The 15573-nt window shown below is 38.7% G+C and carries 25 protein-coding genes; 23 read left to right on the top strand and 2 right to left on the bottom strand.

What is annotated here, in order from left to right:
• Nucleotide 1: 1 nt before the first annotated feature.
• The 8 genes from J2T59_RS07475 to J2T59_RS07440 are packed head-to-tail and all read left to right on the top strand — an operon-like array spanning nucleotide 2 to nucleotide 5841.
• Nucleotides 2-247, top strand: coding sequence for a hypothetical protein (locus tag J2T59_RS07475; RefSeq protein ID WP_259135313.1), 246 nt, complete (start codon nucleotides 2-4; stop codon nucleotides 245-247).
• Complete coding sequence (locus J2T59_RS07470; protein WP_259135312.1) at nucleotides 204-695, top strand: hypothetical protein; 492 nt, start codon at nucleotides 204-206, stop codon at nucleotides 693-695. The genes J2T59_RS07475 and J2T59_RS07470 overlap by 44 nt, the downstream gene beginning before the upstream one ends.
• Nucleotides 652-3423, top strand: coding sequence for a bifunctional DNA primase/polymerase (locus J2T59_RS07465; RefSeq protein ID WP_259135311.1), 2772 nt, complete (start codon nucleotides 652-654; stop codon nucleotides 3421-3423). The genes J2T59_RS07470 and J2T59_RS07465 overlap by 44 nt, the downstream gene beginning before the upstream one ends.
• Nucleotides 3420-3617, top strand: a complete 198-nt coding sequence (locus tag J2T59_RS07460) for a hypothetical protein (protein ID WP_259135310.1) — start codon at nucleotides 3420-3422, stop codon at nucleotides 3615-3617. The genes J2T59_RS07465 and J2T59_RS07460 overlap by 4 nt, the downstream gene beginning before the upstream one ends.
• On the top strand, nucleotides 3614-3781 hold the full coding sequence (locus J2T59_RS07455) for a hypothetical protein (RefSeq protein WP_259135309.1): 168 nt from the start codon (nucleotides 3614-3616) through the stop codon (nucleotides 3779-3781). Before J2T59_RS07460 ends, J2T59_RS07455 begins: the two co-directional genes overlap by 4 nt.
• Nucleotides 3778-4233, top strand: a complete 456-nt coding sequence (locus J2T59_RS07450; RefSeq protein ID WP_259135308.1) for a hypothetical protein — start codon at nucleotides 3778-3780, stop codon at nucleotides 4231-4233. The genes J2T59_RS07455 and J2T59_RS07450 overlap by 4 nt, the downstream gene beginning before the upstream one ends.
• Nucleotides 4223-5629: a phage terminase large subunit gene (gene terL, locus J2T59_RS07445; RefSeq protein WP_259135307.1), complete on the top strand. Its 1407-nt coding sequence runs from the start codon at nucleotides 4223-4225 to the stop codon at nucleotides 5627-5629. Before J2T59_RS07450 ends, terL begins: the two co-directional genes overlap by 11 nt.
• A gap of 5 nt (nucleotides 5630-5634) precedes the next feature.
• Nucleotides 5635-5841: a hypothetical protein gene (locus J2T59_RS07440; RefSeq protein ID WP_259135306.1), complete on the top strand. Its 207-nt coding sequence runs from the start codon at nucleotides 5635-5637 to the stop codon at nucleotides 5839-5841.
• A 304-nt stretch (nucleotides 5842-6145) separates the two neighbouring features.
• Here the strand turns inward: J2T59_RS07440 and J2T59_RS07435 are convergent, their stop codons facing one another.
• Both J2T59_RS07435 and J2T59_RS07430 read right to left on the bottom strand, forming a co-directional pair.
• Nucleotides 6146-6475: a hypothetical protein gene (locus tag J2T59_RS07435; RefSeq protein WP_259135305.1), complete on the bottom strand. Its 330-nt coding sequence runs from the start codon at nucleotides 6473-6475 to the stop codon at nucleotides 6146-6148.
• Nucleotides 6476-6491: 16 nt separating this feature from the next.
• Nucleotides 6492-7121, bottom strand: coding sequence for a hypothetical protein (locus J2T59_RS07430; RefSeq protein ID WP_259135304.1), 630 nt, complete (start codon nucleotides 7119-7121; stop codon nucleotides 6492-6494).
• A 329-nt stretch (nucleotides 7122-7450) separates the two neighbouring features.
• Here J2T59_RS07430 and J2T59_RS07425 point away from each other — a divergent pair, with 329 nt between their 5' ends.
• The 15 genes from J2T59_RS07425 to J2T59_RS07355 all read left to right on the top strand — a co-directional run.
• A complete protein-coding gene (locus tag J2T59_RS07425; RefSeq protein WP_259135303.1) occupies nucleotides 7451-7720 on the top strand; it encodes a hypothetical protein in 270 nt (89 codons plus the stop codon).
• Nucleotides 7710-8918 (top strand): hypothetical protein, encoded by a 1209-nt coding sequence (locus J2T59_RS07420; RefSeq protein WP_259135302.1) that lies wholly within the window; start codon nucleotides 7710-7712, stop codon nucleotides 8916-8918. The genes J2T59_RS07425 and J2T59_RS07420 overlap by 11 nt, the downstream gene beginning before the upstream one ends.
• A gap of 157 nt (nucleotides 8919-9075) precedes the next feature.
• Entirely contained in the window at nucleotides 9076-10098 is a 1023-nt protein-coding gene (locus tag J2T59_RS07415) for a hypothetical protein (RefSeq protein ID WP_259135301.1), read from the top strand.
• A 1-nt stretch (nucleotide 10099) separates the two neighbouring features.
• Complete coding sequence (locus J2T59_RS07410) at nucleotides 10100-10630, top strand: structural cement protein Gp24 (RefSeq protein WP_259135300.1); 531 nt, start codon at nucleotides 10100-10102, stop codon at nucleotides 10628-10630.
• 1 nt (nucleotide 10631) lies between these two features.
• Nucleotides 10632-11498 (top strand): encapsulin, encoded by an 867-nt coding sequence (locus J2T59_RS07405; RefSeq protein ID WP_259135299.1) that lies wholly within the window; start codon nucleotides 10632-10634, stop codon nucleotides 11496-11498.
• Nucleotides 11499-11513: 15 nt separating this feature from the next.
• Nucleotides 11514-11735: a hypothetical protein gene (locus J2T59_RS07400; protein ID WP_259135298.1), complete on the top strand. Its 222-nt coding sequence runs from the start codon at nucleotides 11514-11516 to the stop codon at nucleotides 11733-11735.
• A gap of 8 nt (nucleotides 11736-11743) precedes the next feature.
• On the top strand, nucleotides 11744-12121 hold the full coding sequence (locus J2T59_RS07395; protein ID WP_259135297.1) for a hypothetical protein: 378 nt from the start codon (nucleotides 11744-11746) through the stop codon (nucleotides 12119-12121).
• Nucleotides 12122-12481: a hypothetical protein gene (locus J2T59_RS07390; protein WP_259135296.1), complete on the top strand. Its 360-nt coding sequence runs from the start codon at nucleotides 12122-12124 to the stop codon at nucleotides 12479-12481. It abuts the gene before it with no gap.
• Complete coding sequence (locus J2T59_RS07385) at nucleotides 12478-12726, top strand: hypothetical protein (protein WP_259135295.1); 249 nt, start codon at nucleotides 12478-12480, stop codon at nucleotides 12724-12726. The genes J2T59_RS07390 and J2T59_RS07385 overlap by 4 nt, the downstream gene beginning before the upstream one ends.
• Nucleotides 12726-13157, top strand: coding sequence for an HK97-gp10 family putative phage morphogenesis protein (locus J2T59_RS07380; protein WP_259135294.1), 432 nt, complete (start codon nucleotides 12726-12728; stop codon nucleotides 13155-13157). The genes J2T59_RS07385 and J2T59_RS07380 overlap by 1 nt, the downstream gene beginning before the upstream one ends.
• Nucleotides 13154-13543: a tail completion protein gp17 gene (gene gp17, locus J2T59_RS07375; protein WP_259135293.1), complete on the top strand. Its 390-nt coding sequence runs from the start codon at nucleotides 13154-13156 to the stop codon at nucleotides 13541-13543. The genes J2T59_RS07380 and gp17 overlap by 4 nt, the downstream gene beginning before the upstream one ends.
• 30 nt (nucleotides 13544-13573) lie before the next feature.
• On the top strand, nucleotides 13574-14368 hold the full coding sequence (locus tag J2T59_RS07370; protein ID WP_259135292.1) for a hypothetical protein: 795 nt from the start codon (nucleotides 13574-13576) through the stop codon (nucleotides 14366-14368).
• A gap of 2 nt (nucleotides 14369-14370) precedes the next feature.
• On the top strand, nucleotides 14371-14727 hold the full coding sequence (locus J2T59_RS07365) for a hypothetical protein (protein ID WP_259135291.1): 357 nt from the start codon (nucleotides 14371-14373) through the stop codon (nucleotides 14725-14727).
• A 35-nt stretch (nucleotides 14728-14762) separates the two neighbouring features.
• Complete coding sequence (locus J2T59_RS07360; RefSeq protein ID WP_259135290.1) at nucleotides 14763-15026, top strand: hypothetical protein; 264 nt, start codon at nucleotides 14763-14765, stop codon at nucleotides 15024-15026.
• 5 nt (nucleotides 15027-15031) lie between these two features.
• The coding region (locus J2T59_RS07355; RefSeq protein ID WP_259135289.1) for a hypothetical protein at nucleotides 15032-15573 on the top strand (542 nt) is incomplete at its 3' end.

Here is a 15573-nt window from a genome sequence, read left to right as displayed (position 1 = left end):
AATGATCATTAATATCAAGCCAAACTCAACAATACTCCCTGGCCAAACATTAGAAGTAGAGGACTGGATCTGTGAGAAGAATGGTATTGATTTTAAGGAATGTATTGTTGACCATGAAACTGAGAAAGCTTACATGCTCAAGGTCGGTGATAGGACCGAGTGGGTACCCAAATCACAATGTCAAATAATCCAGCAGAAAAACAATGACCTTGGCCCTGGCCTTGGTCTTAGCAGCTACTCAGAATAATGGGTATGTGGTGATCGAGATGATATTACCTACACTATATACTCATAGTGGTGGAGTTCAGTATAAACTGAACTCCCAGAAAACAGTAGCTGAATTTAACGAGTTCGAGGACATGTATACTGGCTTGAAATTGGATCGAGATACACAATGGGTAAGCATTGATCCAAGTGAAAGGCCTGTTCAGTGGTACCAGGAACGATTCCCGCTCCTATACGTTCTTGACACTGAATTGAGAAGTGATCCTGAGATGTTAGGTGCAAGATTGGACCGAGTTCATATCATGAAAAAGGGGTCGAATAATAATAATAATAATAATAATAATAATAATAATAATAATAATAATAATAATAATAATAATAATGTGAATGTGTTGATCGCAGAGTATTCTTATAAAGTGGATATGAATGAAGTATCTACCCGGTACTTTGCAATTGCTGGTATGGGATGAGGTAAGGGGTGAAGGAATGAATGAGGATATTCTATCTTCAGCATTCAAGTATAAAGAACTTGGATGGGTAATACATCCACTCTCATCACCATACGATGATGGACCTGCACCTGGTAAAAGGCCGATATTATCAAATTGGGCTAATCTGGAAGTACCACCAACAGACTCTCAAATAAAAAAATGGTGGGATTGCAGTAACAATAATTCAAAACAGTATAATATTGGTGTAGTGTGTGGCAGAGTTAGTGGAATAACTGTTATTGATATAGATGATGATATTTTCCTGGATTATTTGATAGATGGAATTGATATATCTGACTGGCTCATCTCAAAACGTATTGAGAACAGGGGACATATCTTTTTCCAGCACGAAGATGATACTGAACTAATAAATCACGAATATTCTTACATCAAAATAGATATACGCAACGATAATACCAAAGGTGGTGGTGGGAATCTAGTATTACCACCCTCGATTCATTGTACAGGTGAACAATATCGTTGGAACCGCGAGATCATATCAAATGATGATATACCAAAAATGCCGGATATTTTCAAAAATAGATTAATTCACTTGATCTATGAAGAGAATAGGTTAAAGTCGGCCATAACGAAATGCAGAGCATGGGTAAAGGAATTTTTTGACCCGAAACGAACACCTGATATCCTGCATGGAGGTGATGGTCGAAGGTTGATGATAGCTCTTTGTGCAGAGCTAAAAGCAAACGGGTTCGATTCAAAAGATGATGGTGAATTCATCTCCAGATTAATATACAGGCACGATTTTGATCATAAGATCAGTTCTTATCAGTGGTCAAGGATCGAAGGATATCCATGGAGATCTGAGATGTTATGTACGGAATTTCCACAATATTGTAATGAGATCAATACAAGGGGAAAAGTACCTGAACCCATGCTTGTGAGTGAAACTGGTCAGGAAGAAATTGAAGAATACCCTGAACATGTGTTGGAATGGGCTAAACTATTACTCGAAAAGGGTGATGCGTTCAAGTTCATTGTTGATACATGGAATCAGTATCATGTGGGTGATAGGGTTATTGGGGAAGCTTGTGCATGTGCAGTAGCATCGACATATATGACCAATTCAAAAGGTCTTCATATAAAACCTTCAGGTGATTCTGGGAAAGGTAAATCTGATGGTGCTAAGAAGTTCTTACATCTTCTACCAGAGAATAAAATCTTATGTGGTTCACTATCAGCAAAGTCGATGTTCTATAATCCTGACCTTACCAAAGGTACGATCATCTATACAGACGATGTTCAATTGAATGATGATATGGTTGCTACCATTAAACAGTCTATAACTAACTTTCAAACTACAACAGAACATAATACTGTAAAAAAACAGGAATTTCAACAATATTCAATTCCACCCAGAATATCATGGTGGATGACATCAGTGCTTGGTTTTGATGATGATCAGATGGGGAACAGGTTTCTTGGAGTTGATGTTGACGCAACACCCGAGCAGGATGAGAGAGTATTTCAACACCAGGCACGAATGGAACGGTTAGGTATCACTGAAGATATAGTAAATGATGATGTGCTTGTATGCAGAGCAGTTTTTGATATACTTGGTTCAAATGAAGAATATAAGATAGTATTTCCATATACTAATTGTATCCGTTGGAATAACAAGGATAATCGTCGAAATTTTGGGATGTTCATGGACATTCTGAAATCTGTTACGTTCTATAATGTGAAACAACGTGAAAAGTTCCATGATGCATATTTAGCCACAGTCGATGATTTCAGAAGAGCTAAGAGTATCTATAAAGGATTAGCAGAAAGTAATGCGACCAACCTTACAGAAACTGAACTGAAGGTCATGCGATGGATGTCTGGTAAACATGAGGTTGATGCGAGACAGATAGCTGATCTGATAGGGAAAAGTGAGACCACTGCAAAGTATCTGATGCGAGGCCGAAATGGGGACGGTGGATTACTTTCAAAGGTCACTGGCCTTTTTTCACAAAATGTAACGATACAATCAAGTGATAGCAGGAGTACTAGAAAGACCGTATACTGTTATGATAATAGGTTGGGTCTTAACTCGTATGAAGATGTTGTCAATATAGATGTGGATTGTATCGAGAAAGAATATGATAATTTCAAAACTGAGTATGAACAGTTGGTTTCAGGTGGCTATCACACGCTATCACATGACCATCACATTAAATGTGATAGTGATAAATCAATAACAATAGATAGAATATATAATACAATTATATACACTATCACACAAAAACAGAAAATGTATAGTACGTGTGAGAATAGCCAATTTCAACATGACTATCACAATACTCTCTCTTATATTCCGGGAAAAATGTGCGAGTCGGAGCTTGGTAGCGAAAATGTATGTGATAGCGATGTGATAGTGTGTGATAGTGACCCACAAGACCTACCCAAAGATGATAAAACCGGTATCAATAGCAGCACAAATTTTGGTCATTCGCTATCACATCACTGTTCCAATACTGACTTTGACCAATCTTTAGGTTTAAATGATGGCGATCTCAAGCTCTTAGCTTACGATATGACCAGTTTTGTGAAGAAAAAGTACCCTAATTTTGTGATCGATGATATCAAGAAAGTTAATTTCGAGTTTTGCAGGAATTATCCTGGACATAGGCAGAGTTATGGGTATAATAATTGTTTGTGGGTAATGAAGAAATTGAACGAGGATGGGTGGTGGTGTAGGACATGACCAGAAAAGGTAGTGATCCACCTCGTGTATGGGTGCAGAAGGTCAAACAGCATGTTAGGTGCAATATATTCTCGTTCAGTGATATTCCAATTGAACTGAGACAAAGAGGTACTGTCCAGATGGCACATTATCGTGGGTATATTAAGAAAATTGGTAGGTGTAGGAACGGTTTGGTGTGGGAGATCAGAATATGAACAATTTTAAACCGATATCTAAACGCTGTTCTAGCTGTAATGTAGCCTTGTTCGTGATGACACCGGAACAGGACATTGTTACTTGCTCGAACTGTGAAACTGAGTTCATTGTTTCTAATACACTTAGTCGTGGTGTTAAGTTGGTTGAAAGAGAGGATGTATGAGTTTACAGAAAACTACAAAATGGAACTGGACAGGACAACGCCTGAAAGCTGCTAAATTGATGGCAAGCGGAACTATGACTCAGGAACAGATTGCAAATGAGTGTAGTGTCAACCGTGTAACCGTTACTAAATGGAACCAGGTACCTGAATTCAAGGAAAAGGTGGCCGAGCTCATACTGTTAGATGAACGTGCTACTAAGGCCGGTATTTTACGCAGGGCCCTGAAAACTCTTGAAAAGAAAAGTTTGGTTGCAAATGAAGATAGGAGTACAGAATTAGATTATCTCAAATTCATTGCAGATATGATGGGTCTTACCGATAATACTCCACAGGTTAACATTACTAATGCAGTTGGTATAGTAAATTCTCCAGAGATCCTCAAGAAAGCTAATGAACTGTCCCGCAAGATCAACCAAGTCTATGAAACCGAGAGTGATGAGAATGATAACTGATCAAATTCCTTGGACTGCAACACCTGCATTGTTCACTCAATACTGTACACAATTCAAATGGATCCCGGGTGAACATCTCTTGCTCTTATCAGATACACTTATCAAAGTGGCTCGTGGTGAAATTGGTCATTTAATGATCTCAATGCCACCAAGACATGGGAAATCGATGTTAACCTCTCAATATTTTCCTGCATGGTACCTTGGTCATTTCCCTAACAAACGGATAATATTAACTTCATATGAAGCCGATTTTGCTGCAGGATGGGGTCGGAAAGCTCGTAATGTATTAAGTGAATTCGGGCCTGAACTGTTCGGGATAAGTGTAGCATCAAGATCTTCTGCAGTCAATCGGTGGGACATTGAAGGTCACGTAGGTGGTATGTCTACAGCAGGTGTTGGTGGTGCTATTACCGGTAAAGGTGCTGATCTGCTCATAATCGATGATCCTCATAAGAATGCGGAAGAGGCTAACAGCAGGACATACAGGAACAAGGCAGTTGAATGGTATCGGTCCACTGCCTATACTCGTCTAGAACCCGGTGGTGCAGTGATCATTATCCAGACACGGTGGCACCAGGACGATCTATCTGGTAGATTATTACAAGAAGAGTCTGATAAATGGACTGTTATCAATTTACCTGCACTGGCAATGAAGAACGATCTACTTGACCGCAAATTAGGTACTGCTCTTTTCCCACAAAGATATTCAGTAGATGACCTGCTAGAAATCAAACAGACTTTAGGGTCATATTGGTGGAACGCATTATATCAACAACGCCCCCAGGCACTTGAAGGCGGTACATTTAAACGCGAATATTTCAGGTATGCTAAACTTGAAAATGGTATTTTCTCATTAAATGATACAAGGAAAGTTAAGTATAAGGATTGTAGAGTGTTCCAGACATGTGATCCTGCAGCATCCACTCGTACAACAGCGGATTATTTCGTATTATCTACCTGGGCCCAAACACCTGATAATGATCTAATACTCTTAGATGTTTTAAGGACTCGAATGGAGAGTCCGGATCAGATAAACTTATTCAAACAACAGTATACAAGATGGCAACCAGCATTCCAGGCAGTGGAATCTGTCGGACTTGGCAAGACACTTTATCAAATGCTTGTCAGGGAAGGTTTACCTATAAGGGAATTGAGAGCTGATAGAGATAAAATAACACGGGCATTACCAGCAGCTGCCCGTATGGAATCTGGTTCGATCTATTTTCTGCATGGTTCTTGGCTTACTGAATTTGAAGATGAACTGTTATCGTTTCCCACAGGTGCTCATGATGATCAAGTGGATACCTTATCCTACGCAGTACAGGTCATGGTAAAACAGCATATAGATAAGATCGATCTATCTACATTAATTCGAAAAACTAACAAGGTCAGGTGATACTTTTGAGATTAAGATTATATGCAACTATTGAAAAGAGAACAATGTCCATCCTTCACAGGATCATGGAAGAACGTGAGTGTAACCGCAGTGAAGCCATTGATTTTATAGCAAAATATTATCACGAGCGTATGCGTGAAAATCAAATGGATGAGGTTGCTGATAGAGTGGTTGAGAAATTGCAAAAGAAACATCAGCGGTTTGTTAAATAAAATATACACACACAAAGTTATCCACACACGTAACAGTGCAACATATTTCATCCATATTAGATATCTATTTATAATAAACGTTTAAATCTTTAATTAGGTAGTAAAGTTCTAATTAATTCTAATTCTAGCATCACTGAATTAGACCCCCAACCCCCATTTCTCCCAAATTAGTTAGAGCTTTGCTACTATATGTTCAGTGGTAGTAAAGCTCTAACTCTTCTCTATATTAATCAAACCATGTGATTACTATACTATCTAGAGCTTGTTTTAACCGAATTGTTAACCAATTCATTAAAGCACGCTTTCAAGCAGATGACAGATTTACTGCATTGCTTGAGTTACTAACCACAACATTTGGCTTTTTACCTTTGGCTTTTATTATATCAAACATCATTTTGATGTTATTTGGCTCATTTACAAATTTAATATTATTCTCAGATTTTTCCACCCTATAAAGAAATTGTTGTGCAAAGGAACGACTAATACTCTTGATGCCTTCAAAATCAATTACCAAATTTGTATTTTTATTGACAAGGGATATTTCATCAAAAAAAAGATCAGCAGAATCTCTTAACGATAAATGTATATTTATTTCATCTTTAATTTTTATTTTTTTAGTTTTATCTGAATTCATTTTATGCTCCCTTTTATTATGAAATATAATCATATAGATTTACTTTTTTTAGTGGATAAGGAATTCTTATTGATATCAAAGTACCATTAAACCTATATATTCCATTGATGTTATAAAACCTTTCGGAACCTTTCGATTTATACCATGCACCTTCTCTGGAAACTATTAAAAATTCTGCATTACACCCATTTACGTATAGATTTGTTGTAGTTGCAAGCCCATATCCTCTTTCCTGGCTTTTTGTAGATTTGCCTTGTATAGCCATCTCTATAGCAGCACAATCATTGTCGATATGTATCCCATGATTTTCAAAGCAGCATGGGATACTGATACCATCATCGAATATAGCAATGTCCACAAAGCCTTGTTTTTCATATCTTTGTGCCATTATATTTGCATTTTTGAAATGAGAATGTTGATATATATTATCTATAAGTTCACCCATCATGTAATTAAAAGCATCTTCTCCGCCATAATTGATTCCATTGTTATGATGCTTACGTAATTTTTCAATTTCTACTTCAGCCTCTAAATATTTTTGAGGTAAGTTAATTATTGGTATATATGTTGCACGCTCTGAATAATTGCTTTTATCGACAACTGCCATATATTTCTCTACATTTACTGGTGCGGGAACATATTTCATTCTCGGATTATCTTTTTTAAAATTAACTAGGGGAAGTAAACACGTCGGGTATAAAAACAAATATTCTGATAGATCAATTACTTTTGTTTTGTAAGCTTTATTACGAATTTTACAATATTCCATATATTGATTTAGTATTTCTAGATGCATTAAAACCACAAAGGACACTTTCTTTAAAGTTATTAAGCTTTCTTAATTTCTATTTATATTTAAACAGGTCCTTTGAAATGGCTACCAATACCTCATCATATTTTGAATTTTAAAATGTAAAGCATTGAATGCCACTGTTGCATAAACCATATATACTGGTTGTATACGCAGTTTCCTGTATGCAACATATTAAAAATTATCACTCACTCTATGAGTTGTTAGAAGATCCTTCCAAGATCAATGCTTTTGTGGGTGGTATAGTTCACTCTCATACTCGTAAATCCCCACTAAAGTACAGCAATATCAAGAACCTAGATATTTCACCTGAACTTCAATCGGATCTGAAGAAAAAGTATAATTTGTATCTGTTTGCTTTTTTGTTTTGTAGGGGACTGGAAATTGTAGTTGTACTGCTCCTAACAAAATTGGGGATAGAATATGTCATATAAGAAACCGGTTACTCTAACAGCATCTTCCGGGATAAAACGCAGGGACACCTCAACTTCGATTGGTGGATATTATGCGTTCGATACCAAGAACAGGTTCAGGTACTATCAACAACTTGCAACAGCAACACCCCATGTTTCTACCTCACTGAACAAACTAGGTTTATCTTTAGTTAAAGGCATGCAGTTCGATGGTACTGCTAAGAAATATGTTAAGGAGTTTGAGAAATGGAGCAGAAGTGTTAATTTCCTAGAACAGATACAGACACTTTCAAGGTTACTGTGCAGGGATGGTACTTATATCGCAATTCCTGAAGGAAATGCTGAAGCTGTTTCATTAAAGCCTCTGTATATGCCTGCAGTCACTATCTGGCCTGAAGGATTTAACCCAAAATCCAGTAAAAATGTTCTGTTAACTGCACCAGCTGATAAAATAAAAGTGAATGAAGGTGTTACTGGAAACCGAGTGCAAGAACAGGATATTAACTTAACTGACGTGATATATGGTACATATAATGCGTGGGATAGTGTTCAGAAAGATATCATGGACCGTGAAACGTGGGGATTGTATGGGACTTCACTCCTAGACCCTATAGAGTTAAGTATCCGAAACCTGTTGAACATCAATTCCGGGTATGTCTCTTTTGTTAAAAAGTATGGGAATAGCCGATACTTAATAAACTTTCAATTATTGGAAAAATTGGTTGAACAGAATCTTATCAGTATGGAAGATGCTCAAAACGCCATTGATACCTGGCTTGAGGATTACCAATACTTGTCAGAGAATGAAGATATTGCTGCAGTGGGTTTAAATGTAATACCAATTGATTCTAACGGTTCACTTGATGTAATGAGCTTTAAGAGATCATTGGAAGCTGAGATCCAGTTAGGACTGTTCCAGACACCTTTGTCTATGGGTGATACCAAAGGGTCCACGTATGCTGCGGGATACGTTTCCGAGGCTGACAGGATGGTCGTGCTTGAAGGTCTGCAACACAGTATCCAGAACATTGTACAACAGTTCATTAACATGAGATTAGATATGAAGAACTGGCCTCTTGATTCAGTATGGTTGGAATTCGAAGAACTCAGTAGGCCACAAATGACTGGAAAAGATATACTGGACTGGTATAATGCAGAGATACTTTCAAAGGAACAGGTATTGGATTGGGCAGGATTTTCCCTTAATGGAAAGCAATAAAGAGACCTTCCACCAATATTATATACAGTTAACAAATGTGAACTACCACCCTATTCATAGGGTGGTAGTTCACTTTTGATAGCTAAAGAGTGCATTTCCCCCTCATATCCCTGTTGCATAAAAGTTATATAGCGGTTGTATACGTGCACTTCTTATAATGGTTTTAATTGAAGGCACTGCGTTTCCAATTGGTATGATCAATAAGAACGGGTGGGGTATTCCATCAAGTGAGATAGAGAATGCAGTTAAGTCTCTTCTAAGTTCGGTTGTCCGTGTATGTACTCGTGATTCTGAACATGGTTGTGATGTGACTGAAGATCCCAGGACCGAGATAGGTAGGGTGGTGGATGTATGGTCAACTGGAGATGAGATCCGGATACGAGCAGATATCACTGATACTTTAGCTCAACAGAAGATCCTTGAGGGTACCTGGGAACCCACATGGTCAGTTTATGGAAAAGCATTGTCAATAGAAGATGAGGGGTGGGTGAACGGTTATGAGAATCGGAGTGTGACCCTTGTTCGAAAACCTGCATGGGATGAAGCTAAGTTCAATATTGTTGCATCCAAGACCGAACCTGAACTCGAACCCAATCAACTGTTCTTTTCATCAAAATATACACCAATTCAAAGTCAAAGTACTGGAGTGGACTCTATGACCAAACAAACCGAAACTGAAACTGAATCTGAATCTGAAAATATTCAACCTAGAGTTGAAGAACTACAACGTCAACTCGGGGAGAAAGAGAGACAAATAACTGACCTTAAAGAGATCGAAGTATCGAACACTAAACTCCAATCCAGGGTCAATGAACTGGAAACTGTTCTCGCATCCTATGAAAAAGATAGAGCAACTTCAGTTCCCATGTCCAAGGTGAATGAACTGATCGAATCCAAATCAAATGAGATCGCTGCTGCAAGGATCCAGGACTATAAAGATGAACTAAGTCGTTCATTAGCTCTGGAAAAACTTACGGCTGCAAGACAAGAATTAAACCTGGACACTAAACCAGATGAATATCAGCATCTGAATGCAAGTGAATTAGAAAAGCTTGCAATGGAGTTTGAGGGTATTAAGGTCCATGCATCAAAGAATAATGTAATCCAGTATCCAGCGGATTCGAACCAAACTGCAACGACAGTAGGTAGATTTGATTCTGTGAAAAAGGAGTGGGTCTAATATGGTATATACAGGTATACAAAAACCAAACAATAGAATAATCGCTGCGGGTGTACCGCTGATTCAGGAACTGAACATTGAAACTGTGACTAATATGTATCCAGGTAGGTTAGTGAAAAAAGGTACTAATGATTCGGATATTGTTATAAACACGGCTGATGGGAAACCTATCGGGTGGTTAGGGTATGAACAGACCAATCCCGTATTTCGGCCAAAGGACCCCATATCTATCTATGGTGCTGAGGCACAGGTGGCTGTACTAAACGGTGGCGGGTTCTATATCAGAGCTATGTTAGCAGAGTCAGAGAATGTGGGTAAGGGAGATCCATTAGTTGCTGGTGATAATGGTGAACTGAAAGCTGCAGTATCACTTGCAGTAAAAGAGGGTACGGATACTGCAGATGAGGTTGAGGGTGCTACACCTGAACTCCAGGGTTCATTAGTACCTGGTGGACAGGTAATTGCGTATGCTGAAGAGTCAATAAATGCAACGAGTGGTGCTACTGAGATCATTGTAAGGAGTGTGATCTGAAATGGTTAATGCACTGGCAACATTCTCAAAAGAGATCGATATGAAACTCGTGGAACCGTTACGCAGAGTGCTTAAAGGGAGACGGTTAGTACATGTAACTGAACCTAAAGGTTTCGGGATAACTTCAGTGGATTGGGGTCAAATAATCGATCTAAGTGACGGGTTGGTATCGTATGCATTCACTGACACTAACATCGATTCAATTGATGTTACATTAACTAACTCCAAGGTTCCAGTTTATTGGAAGGATTATAAGATCGATCGCAGATTATACGAAGGTTATCTCACAAAGGGATTGGACGTTGATGCTTCAGCTGCTATCTTTGCAGCATATAAGGCAGCAAAAGCCGAAGATGAAGCTATTATCATGGGAGTTACTCGTGACGGTACAAATTATACACATGAAGGATTGTACCAGGGTGCTGATAATGATTATAATACGAGTAAGGATTTTGGTACATTCGGGAATGCTACCGATGCACTCTCTGGTGCCTATGCGTTATTAGATAATAGCGATATTCCAACGGATTCATTGAGTTTCAACCTTGTCATTGCACCAACTCAATATAGGGAACTGAGAGCAAGCAGGTCTACCAGTGGTATACGAGAATATAGTGATGTCGTGGATATGCTAAATGGTGGTGATGTTCTGGTCTCCAATGTCCTGAGTGCAGGTACCGGTTTCATTGCACCTACAGAAGCAGTAGGTGAACCTTACGTTGATTTCTATTTAACTAAAGATTTTGCTACTGAACACGGTACTGAATCGGAACATCCTGATACTGGCAACCTCTATGGTAGGGTCTATTCTGCGGGTATCCTGAGAATAAAACAACCTACTGCGATCTGTAAACTCTCAGATATCTGAATTGAGGTACTGCGAATGAAGGTCAAGGTACTTGTGGAGAACCTTTGTACTGATGCAGGTGGTACAGAGACTATTTACAAAAAACATGATATTTTCGAGATCGGTGGTAAAGAGAATATCAATAAACTTGGTAATTCCATAGAGGTCATTAATGAGTTGAGTGAAGAAACACAAAATATTGAGAATGGAGGTTCATCTGCAACAAACAGGAAGAGATCTTCACGTAAAGGAAAGTGAGGTTGGATATGCTATGTTCAGTTAATGAAGTAAAGGTGCTGGTAGACCCTAAGTCAATTGATGATACTGAAATTGAACATATCATATCCCATGCTTCAAACACAGTGCTCGCACAATCAAATGCGGGCCCGGATACTGAGAACTCGTACCTGAAACTCGCATGTGTTCACCGTTCAGTCTCACTAATACTTGAAAAAATGAAATATAATGGTGAACTTGCACAGCAGGTCAAGTTCGGGTCAGAAACACAACAGAACGATGTGGAAGTGCAGATACAGCAACATGAGAATACTGCACTTGAATATATTCGAAAATACTTGTACACGAAAACCAGAGTAATATCGGGTCGAGCTGGTGTTCGTACAGTTAATGGGAGATCAGTGTGAATGAGCATACATTCTATCAACTTGATCCATAAGTGCACTCTAATATGTAAGACCACAATTGGGCAGGATGAGTATGGGTCACCTGTATATACAGAAACAATGGTTGAAACTGAATGTAGGTTCATCAATGTTGGTATCAGGGATCCTGGGGATATTATGGATATGAGTAGTGGTAAAAGAGTTTATTCGGGGACCACTGTCATGCTTCCGCCAACCATCTCAGTAACTGAAGGAATGATCGTACGTGGTCAGGATACAGGCTATGAACGTGATTATCGAGTGATATCAATAAAACCTGTATATTACATGTTCAGGTCACAACTCCATCATTATGAATGTGAATTGGGGGTTGTTGAATGAACAATGAGCCTGTCACTCGTTCGGAGTGTACTGAGAATCAAAGATGTTTACGTGTTGAGATCCGTGATGCTATTAGAGCTGAAAAAGATGATAGAGAAAAGGAACTCAATGAGATCCGTGGATGGTTAGTGCGGATCGAAGGTCGTATCGATGGTATGAACTCGAAACTGACTGCTGTTATAATCGAGTTATTAGTAGGTATAATCTTGGTAGTACTTGTATTCATTCTTGGTGGAGTGTTCTGATGAAGATACAGTTCAAGGTTGATGGTTTCAAAGAACTGGGGAATAAATTCGAGGTATTGGGTGATGAAATGGTGAAAGAACTTGAGGATGCAGTAGATTCAGGTGCTGAGATCATTGTCAGGGAAGCTAAGATCAATTCAAGAAAAGGTGGTACTGAATTCCCACATGAACGGTCTGGTAATTTGCTAAACAGTATTCGTATTTTGGGGAGAAGTAGTGATACTAAAAATGGTATTGTTAGAGTTGATATCGGGTCAGATGTAGAGTATGCTCGCAGACTCGAGTTGGGGTTTGTTGGAATGGATAGTATAGGTAGACAATATAACCAAACTCCAAGAGCGTTCCTTAGACCCGCAATTGATGAGAATGGACCTGAGGTATCAAGACGTATAAATAAAGAAATGAAACGAAAGTTCAGGAGAATGAGATGAGTTCAACATCATCAATACACAGTTCTCTTCGCTTAATGCTTCTTGATAATCCACTAATAGATGAAATGGTGGATGAACGGATCTACCCACATAAATTACCACTCAATTGCGAATTACCTGCAATTTCAATTCATAGGATAAGTTATCCAATTCATCATATTACTAATACAGCCACTCCTCGTTACCAGGTATCGTGCTGGACACGTTCGTATTCTCAGGCCCAGGAACTCTCAGAAACTGTGATTGAGTGTTTGAACAGGTTCAAGGGTACAGCATCAGGTAATCCAATAAAACAAGTAGTGTACCTTGGTTCTGAGGACGTTTATGAAGATATGACCGAAATATTCCATGTTCCAATTGATTTTAAAGTGATTCATATGAGATGAGATGAAATGAGATGAGATGAGGTAACATAAATGGCACAAACTACAGTACAGAATAAAAACGCGATTCGGTTCGGGTCAGGTAAATTGGAGATCGGACCAAATATTAACAATCTAATTAATATCGGGGCAGTTAGAAACGCATTATTTCGAGAAGAGTGGGAGGATGTAGAAGTTAGGTCGGATAATGCGGGTGTTATCAAGGTGGGTATCAAGGAACATGTTGCATTCATTGAATGTGATATGATGGAAGTGAACCTTGAGACCATGAAAACAGTACGAGGTAATCTTGATACACTAACAACAGTTGCAGGTGAACCTACCAGTATAGAAGATGAGAGTCATGTACTTGAAAGCACTGATTTTGTGAGATTACAGTACAGGAACGGGGACGGTACTGAGGTTGGATCTATTGTAGTAAAAGACGAGAATGAAACCATACTTACACGGAACACTGATTATGTGCTAGCCATTGATTCTGTAGGTTATACCTGTATTGCCAGAATTGAGAATGGAGCTCTATCAAGTGGTGATGAGGTTAAGGTTAGCTACCAATACACTCCCACCAGTGCCATTACAATGACATCTGGAGGTAGGGTCACTATATCTGACAGGGTTATTCGGATAACTAACATCAATGAAAATGAGAAAGAGTTTCGCATTACACTCTATAAAGCCACAATTAATGAAGGAACTGAAATAGAATTTCCTGGAGATGACGATGATGATCCTGCAATGCCTAGATTGGTGATGAAAGGTATACTTGATACTACAAGAGATGTTGGTGACCAGTTGTTCGAGATATATGATGAACAGGGAGTTGAATGAATATGAGTTCAGATATTATCAGGGACTTTGATCACATAATACCACCAAAACGTCTTGCTAAGATCGGGGGTGAAGACGTGGACGTTTCAATATTCTCAACTCGTGCAACTCTGAAACTGATCGAGATGACGGATACTCCTGAAAAACTCGAACAGCTTGAGAACGGTCAGAATATTGATGGTTTTGTGGACGTGGTTGCAACTGCATGCCAGAGATCTAATCCTGTGATAACCAAGGATTGGTTACTGGATAATATCGATATGATAACTTTAATTGAATTTGCTAAATTCGTACTTGAACCAATTCTTAAAAAAATGGATGAGCTGGATCAAGTGGAGGATAAAACCGGAAAAAACTGAGATTATCCCTAGCTAACATTTTTTGTCAGGTGAGTATGATGTACAGTTGGGCTACACCCACTTATCTTCTTGACCAAACATCAGTGGATCAAATATTGTTCTATTATGAAAAGGGATTAAATTTTGTTGAATTGAGATCGAAATTGTGCTGGAACGTTCTTGGAGAAGCTATGCAACAAAGCAAGAAAGAAAATGGCAATAATGACAGGAATTCAGAGGAGCTTGGAATAGGGGATAAGGATACACCTGACATTAAACGATTCCATGCTTTGTATGGTGATAGGGTTAAGAGAGGTTAATTGAAGTGTCAGCAGGAATAGGTCAACTTGTAGTCTCTATAATAGGTGATACTCAGAAACTCAAGGAATCATTTCAAGAAGTAGGTGAACAGGCGAGTAACCTTGGATCTCAGTTCACTCGTGCTGGTGAGACTATGTCACGAGCAGGGTCGGCAATGACCAAAGGAATAACTGTACCACTTACTGCGATAGGTGGGAGCTTAATTGCACTTACCATGAAAACGTCAGAACTAGCTAATGAAATGGCGGATGCTGCTGAACGTGTCAATGTTTCTGCACAGTCATTCCATGCACTCGATTATGCATTAAGCAGAACTGGTATGGAGACAAGTGAGGTTGAAAGAGCTCTAAGACGTGTCAATGATACATTAGCAAGAGGTGTGAGTGGGACTGAAAGGACAATTGATGCTTTAGATAAGTTAGGTATCTCTCAAACTGAGATAGTTAATGGAAGTATTGGAACTGAAGATGCATTTATTCGTATACTCCAGTCATTACATGAAATGGACAATGAATATGAACGGGTTGCACTTGCACAGGAAGTGTT

It is taken from the genome of Methanosalsum natronophilum (assembly GCF_024808815.1).
Taxonomy (GTDB): Archaea; Halobacteriota; Methanosarcinia; order Methanosarcinales; family Methanosarcinaceae; genus Methanosalsum; species Methanosalsum natronophilum.
This window is presented reverse-complemented; position numbering and strand designations above follow the sequence as displayed.

Excerpts from the sequence above, each read along its gene's own strand:
- gp17 (WP_259135293.1), top strand. The coding sequence starts at position 13,154 with ATGAGTTCAACATCATCAATACACAGTTCTCTTCGCTTAATGCTTCTT.
- J2T59_RS07425 (WP_259135303.1), top strand. The coding sequence starts at position 7,451 with ATGCAACATATTAAAAATTATCACTCACTCTATGAGTTGTTAGAAGAT.
- J2T59_RS07455 (WP_259135309.1), top strand. The coding sequence starts at position 3,614 with ATGAACAATTTTAAACCGATATCTAAACGCTGTTCTAGCTGTAATGTA.
- J2T59_RS07400 (WP_259135298.1), top strand. The coding sequence starts at position 11,514 with ATGAAGGTCAAGGTACTTGTGGAGAACCTTTGTACTGATGCAGGTGGT.
- J2T59_RS07470 (WP_259135312.1), top strand. The coding sequence starts at position 204 with ATGACCTTGGCCCTGGCCTTGGTCTTAGCAGCTACTCAGAATAATGGG.
- J2T59_RS07390 (WP_259135296.1), top strand. The coding sequence starts at position 12,122 with ATGAGCATACATTCTATCAACTTGATCCATAAGTGCACTCTAATATGT.
- J2T59_RS07460 (WP_259135310.1), top strand. The coding sequence starts at position 3,420 with ATGACCAGAAAAGGTAGTGATCCACCTCGTGTATGGGTGCAGAAGGTC.
- terL (WP_259135307.1), top strand. The coding sequence starts at position 4,223 with ATGATAACTGATCAAATTCCTTGGACTGCAACACCTGCATTGTTCACT.
- J2T59_RS07365 (WP_259135291.1), top strand. The coding sequence starts at position 14,371 with ATGAGTTCAGATATTATCAGGGACTTTGATCACATAATACCACCAAAA.
- J2T59_RS07385 (WP_259135295.1), top strand. The coding sequence starts at position 12,478 with ATGAACAATGAGCCTGTCACTCGTTCGGAGTGTACTGAGAATCAAAGA.
- J2T59_RS07360 (WP_259135290.1), top strand. The coding sequence starts at position 14,763 with ATGATGTACAGTTGGGCTACACCCACTTATCTTCTTGACCAAACATCA.
- J2T59_RS07380 (WP_259135294.1), top strand. The coding sequence starts at position 12,726 with ATGAAGATACAGTTCAAGGTTGATGGTTTCAAAGAACTGGGGAATAAA.
- J2T59_RS07430 (WP_259135304.1), bottom strand. The coding sequence starts at position 7,121 with ATGAAATATGTTCCCGCACCAGTAAATGTAGAGAAATATATGGCAGTT.
- J2T59_RS07420 (WP_259135302.1), top strand. The coding sequence starts at position 7,710 with ATGTCATATAAGAAACCGGTTACTCTAACAGCATCTTCCGGGATAAAA.
- J2T59_RS07395 (WP_259135297.1), top strand. The coding sequence starts at position 11,744 with ATGCTATGTTCAGTTAATGAAGTAAAGGTGCTGGTAGACCCTAAGTCA.
- J2T59_RS07370 (WP_259135292.1), top strand. The coding sequence starts at position 13,574 with ATGGCACAAACTACAGTACAGAATAAAAACGCGATTCGGTTCGGGTCA.
- J2T59_RS07415 (WP_259135301.1), top strand. The coding sequence starts at position 9,076 with ATGGTTTTAATTGAAGGCACTGCGTTTCCAATTGGTATGATCAATAAG.
- J2T59_RS07435 (WP_259135305.1), bottom strand. The coding sequence starts at position 6,475 with ATGAATTCAGATAAAACTAAAAAAATAAAAATTAAAGATGAAATAAAT.
- J2T59_RS07405 (WP_259135299.1), top strand. The coding sequence starts at position 10,632 with ATGGTTAATGCACTGGCAACATTCTCAAAAGAGATCGATATGAAACTC.
- J2T59_RS07475 (WP_259135313.1), top strand. The coding sequence starts at position 2 with ATGATCATTAATATCAAGCCAAACTCAACAATACTCCCTGGCCAAACA.
- J2T59_RS07450 (WP_259135308.1), top strand. The coding sequence starts at position 3,778 with ATGAGTTTACAGAAAACTACAAAATGGAACTGGACAGGACAACGCCTG.
- J2T59_RS07410 (WP_259135300.1), top strand. The coding sequence starts at position 10,100 with ATGGTATATACAGGTATACAAAAACCAAACAATAGAATAATCGCTGCG.
- J2T59_RS07465 (WP_259135311.1), top strand. The coding sequence starts at position 652 with ATGAAGTATCTACCCGGTACTTTGCAATTGCTGGTATGGGATGAGGTA.